The organism is Burkholderia singularis (assembly GCF_900176645.1).
Classification (GTDB): Bacteria; Pseudomonadota; Gammaproteobacteria; order Burkholderiales; family Burkholderiaceae; genus Burkholderia; species Burkholderia singularis.
This window is the reverse complement of record NZ_FXAN01000052.1, coordinates 45,846-61,975: the sequence shown is the minus strand read 5'-3', so window position 1 is coordinate 61,975 and position 16,130 is coordinate 45,846. Positions and strand designations below refer to the sequence as shown.

General features: G+C 64.3%; 12 protein-coding genes and 1 pseudogene. 6 read left to right on the top strand and 7 right to left on the bottom strand.

Features of this window, described 5'->3' with window-relative positions; translation table 11 throughout:
- The 6 genes and pseudogenes from BSIN_RS26100 to BSIN_RS11150 all read right to left on the bottom strand — a co-directional run.
- Positions 1-455 (bottom strand): annotated as a pseudogene (locus BSIN_RS26100) (hypothetical protein); the annotation flags it as partial.
- A 202-nt stretch (positions 456-657) separates the two neighbouring features.
- Positions 658-1,146: a hypothetical protein gene (locus tag BSIN_RS11175; protein WP_256583750.1), complete on the bottom strand. Its 489-nt coding sequence runs from the start codon at positions 1,144-1,146 to the stop codon at positions 658-660.
- Between the two features lie 568 nt (positions 1,147-1,714).
- Positions 1,715-1,954 (bottom strand): RebB family R body protein, encoded by a 240-nt coding sequence (locus BSIN_RS11165; RefSeq protein WP_059517522.1) that lies wholly within the window; start codon positions 1,952-1,954, stop codon positions 1,715-1,717.
- Between the two features lie 69 nt (positions 1,955-2,023).
- Positions 2,024-2,665 carry a hypothetical protein gene (locus BSIN_RS11160; RefSeq protein WP_089340550.1) on the bottom strand — a complete coding sequence of 214 codons (642 nt, stop codon included), beginning with the start codon at positions 2,663-2,665 and terminating at the stop codon, positions 2,024-2,026.
- A gap of 118 nt (positions 2,666-2,783) precedes the next feature.
- Positions 2,784-3,353, bottom strand: coding sequence for an RNA polymerase sigma factor (locus BSIN_RS11155; protein ID WP_089340549.1), 570 nt, complete (start codon positions 3,351-3,353; stop codon positions 2,784-2,786).
- 110 nt (positions 3,354-3,463) lie between these two features.
- Positions 3,464-4,153 carry a Crp/Fnr family transcriptional regulator gene (locus tag BSIN_RS11150; protein ID WP_069233422.1) on the bottom strand — a complete coding sequence of 230 codons (690 nt, stop codon included), beginning with the start codon at positions 4,151-4,153 and terminating at the stop codon, positions 3,464-3,466.
- Between the two features lie 548 nt (positions 4,154-4,701).
- On the opposite strand from BSIN_RS11150, the gene BSIN_RS11145 reads away from it, so the two are divergent.
- The 3 genes from BSIN_RS11145 to BSIN_RS11135 all read left to right on the top strand — a co-directional run bounded on the left by BSIN_RS11145 (position 4,702) and on the right by BSIN_RS11135 (position 10,622).
- Entirely contained in the window at positions 4,702-5,745 is a 1,044-nt protein-coding gene (locus BSIN_RS11145; protein ID WP_369828171.1) for a sulfate ABC transporter substrate-binding protein, read from the top strand.
- Between the two features lie 117 nt (positions 5,746-5,862).
- The gene (locus tag BSIN_RS11140; RefSeq protein ID WP_089340548.1) at positions 5,863-6,828 is read left to right on the top strand and encodes an ion channel; all 966 of its coding nucleotides are present in this window, start codon (positions 5,863-5,865) and stop codon (positions 6,826-6,828) included.
- Between the two features lie 218 nt (positions 6,829-7,046).
- A complete protein-coding gene (locus BSIN_RS11135) occupies positions 7,047-10,622 on the top strand; it encodes an indolepyruvate ferredoxin oxidoreductase family protein (RefSeq protein WP_089340547.1) in 3,576 nt (1,191 codons plus the stop codon).
- A gap of 62 nt (positions 10,623-10,684) precedes the next feature.
- Here the strand turns inward: BSIN_RS11135 and BSIN_RS11130 are convergent, their stop codons facing one another.
- On the bottom strand, positions 10,685-12,355 hold the full coding sequence (locus BSIN_RS11130) for a Na+/H+ antiporter (protein WP_069233419.1): 1,671 nt from the start codon (positions 12,353-12,355) through the stop codon (positions 10,685-10,687).
- Between the two features lie 473 nt (positions 12,356-12,828).
- Between BSIN_RS11130 and BSIN_RS11125 the strand changes: the two genes are divergently transcribed.
- The 3 genes from BSIN_RS11125 to BSIN_RS11115 all read left to right on the top strand — a co-directional run bounded on the left by BSIN_RS11125 (position 12,829) and on the right by BSIN_RS11115 (position 15,873).
- Positions 12,829-14,133, top strand: a complete 1,305-nt coding sequence (locus BSIN_RS11125; RefSeq protein ID WP_059517534.1) for a sensor domain-containing phosphodiesterase — start codon at positions 12,829-12,831, stop codon at positions 14,131-14,133.
- Positions 14,134-14,325: 192 nt separating this feature from the next.
- Positions 14,326-15,327 carry a S1/P1 nuclease gene (locus BSIN_RS11120; protein ID WP_089340546.1) on the top strand — a complete coding sequence of 334 codons (1,002 nt, stop codon included), beginning with the start codon at positions 14,326-14,328 and terminating at the stop codon, positions 15,325-15,327.
- 321 nt (positions 15,328-15,648) lie between these two features.
- Positions 15,649-15,873, top strand: a complete 225-nt coding sequence (locus tag BSIN_RS11115; protein WP_102720187.1) for a hypothetical protein — start codon at positions 15,649-15,651, stop codon at positions 15,871-15,873.
- Positions 15,874-16,130: the final 257 nt, after the last annotated feature.

The window sequence follows — 16,130 nt, the reverse complement described above, 5'->3', positions numbered from 1 at the left end:
GCCGCAGCGGCAATGGCAGGGACGGGCGCGGATGCAGGCGACGGGGCTTGATGCGATATCGGTGACGGCGCATCGCTGGGCGCGGACGATGGCGCAGGCGCAGGCGCAGGCGATGGCGATGGCGATGGCGATGGCGATGGTTCCGGCGTGCTCGATGCGCGCCCGGAAACCGGCTGTGGCGCGGGTACGGCCGGTACTTGAGGCAGCGATTGCAGCAACTCGTTGATCGTCGCTTCGGTGAGATGCAAGCCTTCGTCGATCGCCGCATCGGCGGCGAGCCGTGCAAGCGCAAGCGCGGCGCGGCCCGGGCGCGGCGCGCTGGCCGCAGGCGGTGTCTGTTTCAACTGCCGATAGATCAGGCGCAGTAGCGGCACGGTTTGCGCTCTGACTTCGGAGCCGATGAAGCTTTCGACGGCTTGCTTGAAATCGTCGAACCCGGATTGGACGTCGCTCATGATGCTTCTCCTTGCAAACGGATTAGGCCCGGCAATGCCGGCTCGCAGAGGGCGGCCCGCGCGAGGCGCGGGCTGCGTCGCGTGCGGGCTTGCGGCGGCGGGCGCGGCCAGGGGCGCTGCGTGACGGCGCGGGCAAGCACGCAGGCTGGGGCACATTTGTCGACGTTGATGCCCTCGCATTGCACATGCACGCGACGGCCGCTTACTTGCGGTTCGCGAATAGATCGGTGTAGGACGAAAGGCTCTTGTCGATTCGATCCAGCGCGAAGCTCGCGGCGTCGGCTTCGATCGCGCCGGCGGCTGCAGCGACCGCCGCCGCCGCGCCCACCAGTAAGTCGGCGACAAGCGCGCCTACTGCGTCCTCGGCCGCCTTCGCCGGCATGCCCTTGCCGATGTTCTCGACCATCTCTTTCATCAGCACGCCCTGGCTTGCCAACGCGATCTTGCTGATGGCGTCGAAGTAGTTCGCGGCGGACTGCGCGACGAGCCCCGATGCCTGCGAGATCATCATGTTCGGCGCGGTGGCGATCTGGGATGCCGCGTAGGACGCGCTCGCCGCGTTGGTGAACTCGACAGCCTGCACGATCTGCTGATTCAGTGCCTGCGTGGCGGGGGGCGGGCCGGCATTCGCAGTCGCGCTGGGAGCGGCTGCTCCGGATGCCGCCTCGGATGATGCGGCAGCGCCGGGCAAAGGCGGCCGCGACGCAGAAGAGGTGGGACGGGGGGAGGCGGGCGTTCCGGTGGAGGCCGCCGGCGTGCCGGCTGATGCGTTGTCCGGCCCGGCGGCGGGGGCCGCGGCCGGGGCGGATGTGCCGGGTCGCGCAGGCGATTCGGTTACGCCGGCGCTGACCGCTTCGCCGCCGGATTGCGTGCCTGTGGCGGAGGATGATGCAACGGCGGCCGGCCTCCCCGCCGTATGCGGCGCCGTCTGTGCAACTCCGGCGTGCGGTGTCGAATCGGCGGGCGCTGCCGCTGCCGCTGCCGCTGCGGAGGCGGATGCTGGCGCCGCTGTTTGCGCACCAGCCGCTGTGGCGTCGGTGGCCGGCGCCGCTGTCGCGCTTGGCTGCGCCGCGCCGGCCGCCTGCGCTGCCGCTGCCGGTTGCGTGCCCGCCGCGTGCCCGGATGCAAGCGGCTCGCCGGCTCGCGTTGGTGCGCCGCCCGTATCTGCGTCATCGTGCTGCGGCTTGGTGGGCGGGGCCAATCGGCTTTTCAGTGTGTTCCAGAATGCTCCCATGATCGAGCGCTCCTTCGGATGAGCATCATGTCGACGAGACACCGATCGCCATGATCAGCGCGACTGCTTTCGACACCACGGCTGTCGATACCTGATTGAGCGCCTGCTGGCTCTGCACGGCGTTCTGTAGCGACAGGCCGGCCGCGTGACTGGCGACCTGATAGAGCGATGCGATTGCCTGGGCGGGCGCTTCGGCCACGACCTTGACGTTGGTTTGCGTGACCGCATCCGTGATCTGCGTGTTGACTTGAGTGCCCTCGGCCATGACGGCTCCTTTGGATGAAAGCTGACATCACCGGCGCGCGATCCGCGCACCGGCGCTTGCTTCACGTGTTCACGACGCGAAGTTGACCTGCGTGCCTTCGTCCCAGAAGCCCGTCAACGCGAAGCGGCCATCGCTTTCGCATTGCAGCGCGAGATCGTAGGGCGTCATCGCGGAAGGCCGGAGTTGAAACACCGGCGGCGGAGGCGGCAACAGGTTCGCGCTCATATACAAATTGCCGACTTCATAGCAATTCGCGACGAACTGCGAGCAGAACGACGCGCTGCCGATATCGACCGACTCGTTGATGCGTTCGCTCAGATCGGCGCCGTAGCTGCTGTTCCTGAAGATCGACAGCATCGCCGCCCACTTGCTGTAGCGCGCGGGGATCGATGCGACCGCGCCGTTGTCGTAGAACTGCTGCGCGGCGATGACGGCCGCTTCGGCAAGGCGATCGCCGAAGCACGAGTAGATCAGCGCGCTGCGCTGCGGATCGTCGTTCAGGTTGGTCTCGACGATCCCTTCGCCGACGCTTTCGATGACGCGCTCGTCGTCGATCGCGATCGCCGCATGCACGATCGGCACCTCGGGATCGGCTTTGCCGAAGAAGCTGGCCTTGAGCCATTGGCCTGCCCTGATCAGCACGCGCGGCAGCTTGGTGCCGACAGGGTCGTCTTGTCTTGCGACGCTTAATACGATGTCTCCGGGACGCATGAGAGGCTCCTTGCGATGTGAGGGGGGCGCCGCGCGCGGCGCGGGCTGCGCCTGGCGCGCATGGCCAGGCTCTCTTGAAGAACGCGCGCGCGCGCGGCTTGTGAGGCGGCTTTGCGCGTCAATTCACATCGACCAGCTTGCGCAGCTTGCGGCGGATCGTTTCGATCCGTTTGCGCGCGAGCGCTTCGTTGATGCCGAACTCCGCCGCGATGACCGGATACGGCAGATCCTGCTGGAACTTCATGCGAAACAGCGCCTGCTCCGGCGCGGGCAGGCGGTCCACCGCACGCTCGATCATCGACAGCATTTGCGCGATCTCGAAGCGGCGCTGGATGGACGAATCGTCGCTTGCGACCGTGCGCGCGTCGAGCGAATGGCTGTCGGTCGAGTAGTCGAAGATCTGCCGGTCGCGAGCGCCGCGCCGCACGCTATCGAGAAACACGTGGTTGAGTACCATGAACATGAAGCCTTCGGGCTCGCGAATGCGCTGCGGCGCGTTGCGCATGTAGACGAACACCTTCAGCGCGGTGATCGCGAGCAGCTCGTCGGCTTTGTCGCGATCGCCGCGCGACAGCCGACGCGCGCGCTGCCATAGATTCGGCCGTACTTTGTCCCAGGCTTCGGCGAAACGCGCTTCGATCGATGCGGCAGGCGTGGTATTTGCCGCGATTGCGCATTGCTGCTCCATGTTCGGCCCCCGTTTGCGTTTTGATTTATCTGAAGCACATTCTGGACAGCGCGAAATACGGATGCTGTTCCCGCGGGAACAATCAGTGAAATACGGTTTGCGCACGCCGTTTAGGAATCGGCATAGGCTTTGCGCTTGAATTTTTCGAGATCTGTAATAAGAAGACTGTTATTGGTCCATTTCACTAATCCCGTGCGTCGCCATTGCTGTAATACTGCGTTGATTTTCGGTCGGCTCGCATTGACCATTGCCGCGAGCAGACTTTGGTTGCGCGGAAACGGCACGCGGATGCCGCCGCTTTCACTGAGCCCCTGTTCGTCGATCAACGGGATGAAGTGGCGCGCAAGCCGCGCCTCGAGGCGATGCAGGCAGGCGGATTCGACGAAATCGGCCGTATCGCGCACGCGCGAGCAGAGCTGCGTGACGATGCGGGCGACGAAGCGCGGCTCGCCGAGCAGGATATCGAAATGCGCGCGGGCCACCATCAGCAGGATCGTGGGGCCGCACGCGAATGCCGTGGCGAGCCGGCCGCGCGGATCGGCAAGCGCAGTTTCGCCGACAAGCTCGCCTGGCCCCGCGTCGCCGATGATCAACTCGCGTCCGTCGGGGCCGTAGAGCGTCGAATAGATTTTGCCGATCACGACGATCGCGATGAAATCGTCGGGATCGTTCTTCCGGTACAGGATGTCCGCGTCACGCAGATGCCGTTCGATCGCGTGTTGCGCGACGCGCGCAATGAACGCGTCGGGCATGCCGCGGAAGACCGGCGAGTGCGCGAGCGTCGCGGCCGTGCGCAACACAGTGTTTTCCCGAACGTCCGGTGCTTTGCATTTTCCGCTTAAATTCACGGCTTTCCCCTGTCCGGTGCAATTGCTGACCAGAACGGGGGGCATATTTCTTTGTGAATCCGGAATTCGAGAATATGGATTTGTTTGTCGACTGAAAGGTAATCGGGAAGCGTGCGCAGACGGTATTGGCCGATCATTTTTTTTGATTACCGTTTGTTTATTGTCCGTGCAAATCCGGTTATGGTGATTTTCGTGTGAGGGATCGACGGCGCGCGATAAGGTGCCGTCGCGATGGCGCGGGTTGCAATAGGCGGAGTATGTCGCGCCGAATCGTGTCGTGCGGCGTTTTGTGATGCAACATCGCGATGCCGGCGCGTCGGTTGCCCGCCGGTTCGACGAACGGGCGAACACGTCGCGCGTTGCGCGAGCGTTGCGCGTTCGCGAGCCCGGCGCGAGCGGCGTGCGTCGATCGCCGGCCGCAACGCGCCGCCGGCGCATCAGCCATTACAATCGTTGGTCGCCAGCATGTCATGACCACCAGCACCAGCGGAGCACCGTCGATGGAATATCAAACTCAAAATCAAAAGAGAAAGCAGAAGAAAACCCGCCACTGGCTCGCGATTTCCGTATTCGCGTCGGCGGCATTCGCCACCTGCGCCGCGCATGCCGATACGTCGCTGCTCAACGTCTCGTATGACGTCACGCGCGAACTGTACAAGGACATCGATGCGAGCTTTGTCGCCGTGTATAAGCAGAAGACGGGCGAGACGGTGTCGGTCAAGCAGTCTCATGGCGCGTCGAGCGCGCAGGCGCTGTCGGTATTGCAGGGCTTGCAGGCCGACGTCGTGACGATGAATCAGCCGAACGACATCGATCTGCTCGCCGAGCGCGGCCAATTGCTGTCGAAGGACTGGCGCGCGCGCCTGCCGCACAACAGCTCGCCGTACTCGACGACGATGGTGTTCCTCGTGCGTCACGGCAATCCGAAGCGGATCAACGACTGGAGCGACCTCGCGCGGCCCGGCGTGCAGGTGGTGATCGCCAATCCGAAGACGTCGGGCAACGGCCGCTACGCGTATCTCGCCGCATGGGGCTATCAAAAGCTCAAGGGCGCAACCGATCAGCAAGCGCTCGACTTCGAGAAGGCGATCTTCCGTAACGTGCCCGTGCTCGATTCCGGCGGCCGCGGCGCGACGACGACGTTTACGCAACGCGGGATCGGCGACGTGCTCGTCACGTTCGAAAACGAAGTCGCGCTGATCGATACGGGCGCGGCGGGCGCGAGCTTCGATGCGGTTTATCCGTCGGCGAGCATTTTGGCGGAGCCGCCGGTTGCGCTCGTCGACAAGGTCGTCGACAAGAAGGGCACGCGCAAGGTGGCACAGGCCTATCTCGACTATCTGTATTCGCCCGACGCGCAGCAGATCATCGCGCGACACCATTTGCGCCCGCGCGATCCGGACGTGCTCAAGCAGCATGCGGGCGAATTCAAGCCGCTGAAGACGTTCAGCGTCGAGCAGGTCTTCGGCAGTTGGGCGAACGCGCAGAAGACGCATTTCGCCGACGGCGGCACGTTCGACAGGATCGTCGTCGACCGGAAATAGGCGGCGCGCGTCACGCGCTCGGGCGGCATGTCGACCGCCGCCCGAGCGCGGCGTCGCCGCAAAGGAATCGGAAGCTGCGCATGCTACGCTCGCCGCACCCCACTCGGCGAGATTGCGATGAATTCCGATTCCCCCTCCGCGCGCTCCTCCGATCGTTCTGCCTGCGCGGCTGCAAGCGCGCCGCGCCGCGGCGGCCGCCGGCTTTGGTCCGGCACGCGCTATGTGATCGCGCACGGCATGCCGGTCGAGGGCTGGCGCGATCTCTATTATTGGGCGCTCAAGGTGAGCTGGCCTGCGTTTTTTGCGGCGCTCGCGGCGATTTTCCTGGTGAACAACGCGATTTTCGCGACACTCTATTCGCTCGGCGATGCGCCGATCGCGAACCAGTCGCCGCCGGGTTTCGCCGGCGCATTCTTTTTCAGCGTCGAGACGCTCGCGACAGTCGGCTACGGCGACATGCATCCGCAAACGGTCTATGCGCATTGTGTCGCGACGCTCGAGATTTTTGCCGGGATGTCCGGCATCGCGCTCGCCACGGGCCTCGTATTCGCGCGCTTCGCGCGGCCGCGCGCGAAGATCCTGTTCGCGCGCCATGCGGTCGTGCGCCCGCTCAACGGCCAGTTGACGCTGATGGTGCGTGCGGCGAACGCGCGGCAGAACGTGATTGCCGAGGCGCGCGCGAAGCTCAGGCTGATGCGGCGCGAACGTTCACCCGAGGGCTACACGCTGATGAAGATCCACGATCTGAAGCTCGTGCGCAGCGAGCATCCGATCTTTCTGCTCGGCTGGAATCTGATGCACGTGATCGACGAATCGAGCCCGCTTTTCGGCGAGACGCCTGAATCGCTCGCGGCGGGCAGCGCGATGATCCTCGCGATGATCGAAGGCTCGGACGAAACCACCGCGCAGATGATGCAGGCGCGCCATGCGTGGGAGCACGACGCGATCCGCTGGCACCACCGCTACGTCGACATCATGAGCGTGGTCGACGGCATGACTCACATCGATTACGCATACTTCGACGAAATCGAGCCGCTCACGCCGGATTCGCCGCCGCCGCCCGACGTCGTGCGGCCGATCTGACCAGTGACCGGCGCGTTTCGCGAGATTCTCCTCAAAACAATGGCAAAGCGAGAATAGATTTTTGCTTTAACGCGATTTGTTCGCGAGATGAGCAAAAACATTCTTCTATTGGCGCAAAAGAATACGTTCATCAGGCCGCGCGCCGCCAGCGTGCGCGGCCGCTCGCATCAGATCCGGCGCGCACGAGCGCCGGGGAAACGGATTCCGAGGAGACAACGATGAACGCACGCCTGCCTGTCGGCAGCCCTCCTGTACTTGCCGACTATCGCCTGAGCGATAACCTTTGCGCCACGCGCGGACGCATCTTTTTGACCGGCACTCAGGCGCTCGTGCGCATATTGCTGATGCAGCGCGCGCTCGACGCCGAGGCGGGCCTGAACACCGCGGGCTTTGTCAGCGGCTATCGCGGCTCGCCGCTTGGCATGGTCGATCAGCAACTGTGGAAGGCGAAGAAGCTGCTCGACGCGGGCGGCGTGCGCTTTTTGCCGGCGATCAACGAAGAGCTGGGCGGCACGGCCGTACTCGGCACGCAGCGGGTCGAAGCGGACCCCGAGCGCACCGTCGATGGCGTGTTCGCGATGTGGTACGGCAAGGGCCCCGGCGTCGATCGCGCGGGCGACGCGCTCAAGCACGGCAACGCGTATGGTGCGTCGCCGCACGGCGGTGTGCTGGTGGTGGCGGGCGACGATCACGGTTGCGTGTCGTCGTCGATGCCGCATCAGAGCGATTTCGCGATGATGGCGTGGCATATGCCGATCGTGAATCCGTCGAATATCGCCGAGATGCTCGAATTCGGCCTGTACGGCTACGCGCTGTCGCGCTTCTCGGGCGCATGGGTCGGTTTCAAGGCGATCTCGGAGACGGTCGAGTCGGCCTCGAGCGTCGATCTCGACGCGCTCGCCACCCGCTGGCCCGCGCCGGTGGATTACGAGCCGCCCGCGGACGGGCTGCACAACCGCTGGCCCGATCTGCCGAGTCTCGCGATCGAAGCGCGGCTGGCGGCGAAGCTCGACGCGGTCAGGCACTTCGCGCGCGCGAACAGCATCGACAAATGGATCGCGGCGAGCGCGCACGCGAACGTCGGCATCGTCACCTGCGGCAAGGCGCATCTGGATCTGATGGAGGCGCTGCGCCGGCTTGATCTGACGGTTGCTGATCTCGACGCGGCCGGCGTGCGGATCTATAAGGTGGGCCTGTCGTTTCCGCTCGAGACGACGCGGCTCGACGCGTTCGTCGACGGCCTTGCCGAAGTGCTCGTGATCGAGGAGAAGGGGCCGGTCGTCGAGCAGCAGATCAAGGAGCATTTGTACAACCGCGCGCCGGGGGCGCGGCCCGCGGTGCTCGGCAAGCGCGATGCGTCGGGTGCGCCGCTGCTGCCGGAGCTGGGCGAGTTGCGGCCGTCGCGGATTCTGCCGGTGTTCGCCGACTGGCTCGCGCGTCACAAACCCGCGCTCGACAGGCGCGCGCGCGTGGTCGATCTCGTTGCGCCGCGCATCCTGTCGAACCGTGCCGACGCGGTGCGGCGCACGCCGTATTTCTGTTCGGGCTGCCCGCACAACACGTCGACGCGCGTGCCGGAGGGCTCGGTCGCGCAAGCCGGCATCGGCTGCCATTTCATGGCGTCGTGGATGGAGCGCGGCACGACGGGCCTCATTCAGATGGGCGGCGAAGGCGTCGACTGGGCCGCGCACGCGATGTTCACGAACACGCGTCACGTGTTCCAGAACCTGGGCGACGGCACGTATTTTCATTCGGGTATCTTAGCGATTCGGCAGGCAGTGGCCGCCCGCGCGAACATCACCTACAAGATTCTCTATAACGATGCGGTTGCGATGACGGGCGGGCAGCCCGTCGACGGCAGCATCTCGGTGCCGCAGATCGCGCGGCAGGTCGAGGCGGAGGGCGTATCGCGCTTTGTCGTCGTGTCCGACGAGCCGCAGAAGTACGACGGGCATCACGCGCAGTTTCCGGCGGGCACGACGTTTCATCATCGCAGCGAGCTGGATGCGGTGCAGCGGATGCTGCGCGACACGCCGGGCGTCACCGTGCTGATCTACGACCAGACCTGCGCGGCCGAGAAGCGCCGCCGCCGCAAGAAGGGCGAATATCCCGATCCGGACCGGCGGCTCTTCATCAACGAGGCGGTTTGCGAAGGCTGCGGCGATTGCGGCGTGCAGTCGAACTGCCTGTCGGTCGAGCCGGTGGAAACTGCGCTCGGGCGCAAGCGGCGTATCGATCAGTCGTCGTGCAACAAGGACTTTTCCTGCGTGAACGGCTTTTGCCCGAGCTTCGTGACAGTCGAGCATGCGCAGCTCAAGAAGGCGGCCGGCGCCGCGTTCGACGAAGCGGCGCTCGCCGCGCGCGTCGACGCGCTGCCGCAGCCGGCGACGCATCTCGATGCCGCGCCGTTCGATCTGCTGATCACCGGCGTCGGCGGCACGGGCGTCGTGACGATCGGCGCGCTCGTCAGCATGGCCGCGCATCTCGAAGGTAAAAGCGCCTCGGTGCTCGATTTCATGGGCTTTGCGCAAAAGGGCGGCGCGGTGCTGTCGTTCGTGCGGATCGCGTCGTCGCCCGCGTGGCTCAACCAGGCACGCATCGATACGCAGCAGGCCGACGTACTGCTCGCGTGCGACATGGTCGTGGGCGCGAGCGCCGATGCGTTGCAGACGGTGCGGCGCGCACGCACGCGGATCGTCGTCAACACGCATGCGATTCCAAACGCGGCGTTCGTGCGCGATCCGGATGCGGACCTGCATGCGGATGCGCTGCTGGAGAAAATGCGCGATGCGGCAGGCGATGCGTTCCTGACGAGCTGTGACGCGCAGGCGCTCGCGACGAAATTCCTGGGCGATACGGTCGGCGCGAACGTGCTGATGCTCGGCTTTGCGTGGCAGCAAGGCAACGTGCCGGTGTCGCTCGACGCGATGATGCGCGCGATCGAATTGAACGGCGTGGCTGTGCCGATGAATAAGCTCGCATTCTCGATCGGGCGGATGGCCGCGGGCGATGCGGCCGGCCTCGATGCATTGTGGAACGCCCGCCATCCGGTGCACGAGCCGTTGCCGCCGCTCACGCTCGATGCGCTCGTCGCCGATCGCATCGAGCGTCTGGCCGCCTATGGCGGCGCGCGCTATGCCGAGCGTTATCGCGCGCTGGTGGAGGCGGCGCGCGCGACGGGCGACGAACGCGTCGCCCGTGCGGTCGCGACGACATTCCACCGGCTGCTGGCGGTAAAGGACGAATACGAGGTGGCGCGGCTTTACACGGACGGTGCATTCCGCGCGGCGCTCGAGGCGCAGTTCGAAGGTGTGGCGGGCAAGGATTTTCGTGTGCAGTTCCATCTCGCGCCACCTGCGATCGCGAAGGCCGGCAAGGATGGCGGCGCGCCGCGCAAGCGGGCGTTCGGCCAATGGCTTTGGCCGGCGCTCGGCGTGCTCGCGCGTGTGCGCAGCCTGCGCGGCACGCCGCTCGATCCGTTCGGCCGCACGGTCGAGCGCAAGATGGAGCGCGCGCTCGCCGACGATTACGAGACGACGATGCGCCGGGCGCTCGCGGTATTTACGCCGCAAACGGCCGACACGGTTGTGCGGCTTGCCGAGCTGCATGCGAAGGCGCGCGGCTACGGGCACGTGAAGTTCGCGAACGTTGCGGGCGTGAAGCGCGCGGAGCGTGAACTGGCCGCGCAGCTTGCGATCGAGGGGGCCACCAGCGCGGCCGTTACGCGTGCGCTTGACACGTTCAAGGGGGCGGGGGCGCTGCGCGGAATTCCGGTTGTCGTCGCGAAATCCTGATGTCTTGAACGCACAATGAACGGCGGCGGGAATGCGGGCGCGCGTTTTCGCCGCCGGCCGGGTTATACGATACCTTTCTTGCGCGTCGACAGCGCGGCCTCCGACAGATCGATCTCGCGTATCAGCTTGGCGAGCGTTTCGTCGCCGATCTTGCGCTCGCCGCGTAGCCGGTAGAGTGCCGCGCGTTCCGCGCGAAGCGCGGCGATTTTCATCCGCAGTTCCATTTGTTCGGACTGCCTGGCTTCGTCGAGCGGCGTCCTGCCGTCGCCGGCATAGGCGGACAAGCGCCGCCGATACAGATCCATGACGCGCGCGGTCACGTCCGCGCAGCGCGCGGCGGCGGCTTCGTCGAGATCGGCGGCGATCGCGTCGTGCGTCGTGTCGACCGCGCGGATCGCTGCCTGGGCCGTTGCCGCGCGTGCCGCGCGCTCTTCGTGCGCATGCGGATTGTGCGTCGGACGCACGCCGCGCAGCAGCAGCGGCAGCCCGGCCACCGCCACGGCGATCGAGCCGAGAATGACGCCCGATGCGATGAAGATCGCGGTATCGCGGCCGGCGAGCGGCGTGCCGTCGGCGAGTGCGACCGGGATCGACAGCACGCCCGCAAGCGTAATCGCGCCGCGCACGCCACCTACCGTCATCACCGCGATCGTGCGCAGCCCGGCCATCGTGCCGGTGAGGCCGTGCTTGGCCGCGCGGCGGCTCGCGATCCAGCGCAGCAGCCAGACCCACGTGAAACGGATCGCGTACAACGCGACGAGCATCGCCGCGACATAGCCGATCATCATGCCGACGAGCACGTCGCTCGTATGGTGCGCATCGACGAGCGCGCGGCCGATGATGTGCGGCAATTGCAGCCCGAGCATGATGAACACCATGCCGTTGAACACGAATTCGATCATCGCCCACGTGCTTTCGGCGCGCACCCGCGCGGCGACGGTGCTGCTGCGCGAGAAGCTCGTATAGTTCATCATCATCCCGGACGCGACAGCCGATAGGATGCCTGACAAACCGAGATGCTCGGCAATCAGATACGACGCGAACGGCACGAGCAGCGTCATCACGATGCCGGGCGCGGGGTCGCCTTCCTGCGATGCGTTCAGAAAGCGTGTGGACAGCGTGCTGAACAGCCATGCGAGCAGCGCGCCCACGACGAGGCCGCCCGATGCAACGATCACAAAGCTGATCGCCGCGTCGCGCAGCGAGAACATGCCGGTCAGCGCGGCGGCAATCGCGAATTTCAGCGCGACGAGGCCCGATGCGTCGTTCATCAGCGCTTCGCCTTCGAGGATGTGCATGAGCTGCGGCGGAATGCGCCCCTTGCCGGCGATACCGGACAGCGCGACCGCATCGGTCGGCGACAGCACGGCGGCGAGTGCGAACGCGACCGGCAACGGCATGCCGGGAATCAGCCAGTGCGCGAAATAGCCGACGGCGAGCACCGTCGCGAACACGAGGCCGAACGCGAGCATCAGGATCGCGCGCCGCTGCAGATACAGTTCGCGCTTAGGAATGCGCCAGCCGTCCGCGAACAGCAATGGCGGAATGAACAGCAGCATGAAAATTTCGGGATCGAACGTGACGTGCAGATTGAACTTCGGCCACGCGAGCACCGCGCCGATGGCAATCTGGATCAGCGGTAACGGCAGGCGCGGCAGCGGCAGCACGCGCGTCATCACGCCGGACAGCGCTACGGCGAGCAACAAAATCAGAACTGTGAAGACGATTTCCATCGGTATGCGAAACGGGGAAACAACGGTACGCAGTGTAACGCGCATGAAAGATGCACGACGGGAAAAGCTGCGGCGCGGTTCGCACCGTAATGGTGCGAGCCGGCTCCGTCGATAGGCACGGCAATAGATCGGGGACCGAAATATTCGGTGTCGGGTTCTCCGGAGCCTGTTCGCGCGAACGAATGGGCTTGTCTGGCGGCCGGCCCGATGAATGGATTTTTCAAAATCGGCGGGACGTGTGCCGCCGGCCACATTGCGACTCCGTGCCCGCATGCGCCGCGCGGCGTGTCGCGGCGGCCAGGCCGGGGCGATGCACGTTCGCCAGCCTGTCACACGCAGAGGAGGCCAAGCTGAGCACGGAGCTTGCTTAACGCTAGGCGAAAACTAAGATCAAACAACCGAGGACCACTTATGACAATCCGCGAGTCGCGTATTCTGCCTGTCGACGTTTTCGTCGTGCGGAGGGCTGCTGCATGATCACGGTTCAACAGGAGCGTCCGGTTGCCGCGTCGCCATACCGCTTCGAAGCAGAGGTGACCTCGGGCCTCGCGCGCGTTGCCGCGCAGCATCACGATCTCACGCTGACGAGCGTGTTTCAGCCGATCTTCAGTTTGTCCCATATGCGCGCGGTCGGCTACGAGGCACTGTTGCGCGCGCACGATTCGCTCGATCGCCCGGTATCGCCGCTCGACGTGCTCGGCGAAGCGGCGCGCCACGGCGAGGCCACGCAGGTCGAGCGGCTCGCGCAGGCGCTTCATCTCGAAAACTTCTCGCGTTTCGGCGCGCAGCGCGAATGGCTGTTTCTCAACGTGGACCCCGGCGTGCTGACCGATCCGTTTCAGGCCGCCGCGCTGTTCGCGAATCTGAAGCGGTTGAGTATTTCACCGCGGCGCGTCGTGCTCGAAGTGATCGAGCAGCGTGCGGAGGATCTCGAGCGGCTCGCCGATGCGGTGCGCGGGTTGCGCGAACAAGGTTTTCTGATCGCGCTCGACGATTTCGGCGCCGGCCATTCGAATCTCGAGCGGATCTGGCAATTGAATCCGGATATCGTGAAGCTCGACCGTATCATGCTGTCGCACGCACAGCATCGCACGGGCGTCACGGCGGTCCTGCACGGGCTTGTCACGCTGCTGCACGAGGCGGGCAAACTCGTGTTGATCGAAGGCATCGAAACGGAGCACGAAGCGCAGATCGCGCTGTCTTGCGAAGCGGATTTCGTGCAGGGCTACTACTTCGGCCGTCCCGCGCCGGGGCTGCCGGACGGCGCGGCGGCGTGCGCCTGCATCGGCGAGCTGACCGAGCGTTTTCGCGAGCAAACCGAAGCGCGCGAGCGGCGCGACGCGCAGCGGCTCGCGCCGTATCTGCGCGCGTTCGAGCGCGCGGCCGAGCGCCTGGCGGCAGGCGAGCCGCTCGACGAAGTCTGCTGGAATTTCCTCGCGCTCGATCATGCCGCACGCTGTTTCCTGCTCGACGAACGCGGGCGGCAGGCCGGACGCAATGTGATGCTGCGCGCAGACCGCGCATCGCATGAGACCCGCTTTCTGCCGCTTGCCGACGCGCAGGGCGCGAACTGGCTGAGACGTCCGTATTTCCGCAGTGCCATCGCCGAGCCGGGGCGCGTGCATGTGACACGGCCTTATCTGTCCATCAACGAGGCGCTGCCATGCGTGACGTTGTCGGCCGCGATTCGCGTCGGCGATGCGTTATGCGTGCTTTGCGGCGATATCGATTGGATCGACGATCCGGATTCCCCGGCCGCCGCACGCGTTGCATGTTGATCGCATAAGTCCGTGCGCTAGGCCGTGCCGGCGAAGTTGCTCAACCTGTGCTGGGCGTTTTTTTGCGTTACGGCAGGCGATGCCATTCCGCGCGCCACTCTATTTCGCCATCGGTTTGCGCGACGGGATTAATAAATTAGTCATACGGATCAATCTAAGATAAGCCAAGAGCAATGCCATTGAGAGGGCCATATGAGAGAACCGGGAAGAAAGAACGAATATAAAAAACAACGCAGTATTCGCAACGCCGACGAAATCCAACGCGCACGCCGCTGGCGAATGCTGCGCAACGGCGTGGCGAGCGTGGCGCTCTTCGGCGCCGCGACGAGCGCGTTTGCGTGGGGCGATGTCGGGCATGAAGTCGTCGCGAAGATCGCCGATCATTACCTGACCGACCAGACCCGCATCGCTGTCAACGCGATTCTCGCGACCGACACGAGCGGCCTGACCGCCACCGATATCGCGAGCGAAGCGACCTGGGCCGACAAGTACCGCGCGTCGCATTCGAACACGTCGCAGTGGCATTACGTGGATACCGAAATCGCCACCGGCGACATCGATGCCGCATGCTTCGGCCATCCGCCGTTGCCTCTGAACACGGTAGCCTCGCAGGGGCCGGCGCAGGCGTGCGTGGTCGACAAAATCGATCAGTTCGTCAAGGAGCTGAATGCGGCCGATACTTCGCCATCCGAACGGTTGCTCGCGCTGCAATTCATCCTTCATTTCGTCGGCGACGAACATCAGCCGCTGCATTCGAGCGATGACAACGATAGCGGCGGAAATTCGAAGCACGTGTCCGCGACCGGTTTCAAGTCGGGCAATCTGCACTCGTACTGGGACACGGCCTTCGTCACGCAACTGGGCACCAGCGCGGACGACATCGCGTCGAAGCTGATCCAGCAAATCACGCCGGCCGACGTGACCAATTGGCAAACGCTGACGCCGCGCGACTGGTCGCTGGAGGCGTTCGGCGTGGCGAAGCAGGATGCGTACGGCAAGCTGCCGCAACCGAACGCCAGCGGCGTTTATGTGTTGCCGAGCAGCTATGTGAGCACTGCAGAAGCCGATGTGTCGCTGCAGCTGCGGCGTGCGGGCGTGCGTCTCGCCAGCGTATTGAATCAAGCGAATCTGACAGCGCCGAAGACGCAGAGCAAGCCTGCTGCCGCGCTACTGGTTTCGCCGTTCGGGCGGTGACGCGTTCTGTGCGGGTTCGATGGATGCGTCGCGCGCGTTGACGATACGCATGATTCAGATGTCTCGCCTATCTCCGGAATGAATGGGTATTCGAGCTTCACGATCGTCAATGGATGAGATCGATGCGTTATTGCTTCAAAATATTTTCCTGTTTTATTTAGAGATTCGAGCGACGACAAAATGGTCAAAGTATTTTGTTGTATTTGATATGTAATGTACATAACATAAACATTTCTAGTCGTTCGATATATTACGATCCGCTTTCGTCATATTTTATGTCGTAAGCGTAATTTGAAATCTCTACATTTACAGGAGAGCGTAATGAGTATGGTCGAACTCGTTGAAGAGGAAATCCGGGCAGTGTCGGGCGGCACGTGGAATCCGCCCAGCATTTCGACGTTGCCCGGCATTATCTCTGCGTTGCCCGGTATTGTCTCCGCCTTGCCCGGCATCATCTCGGACATCATTGCCAACTTTCCTCATGATTGGATCAGCACGCTTCCCATGCCGATCGGAGGTTCTGAAGTCAAGCCGATTCCGTTTTAATGTCGGCGTCAACGGAATATCGCTGATTTAATCGGCATATGACGAAACGAGAGCGCCGGCTGAATTCATTCTTGGTTGGCGCTCTCCAAATATAAATGGCAAGCCGGGATGAGAACGAATCCTCTCGGTTTTGAGTTTTGTGAAATATTTGATTATTGCTCGACGATGGTTGATTTTCGTCGTCGGAGCAAGCGGCGCGTGCTCTGCGTCGGCGCCTGCCGAAACGCAGCCCGCATCGGCCGAAGACCTTCATTTCT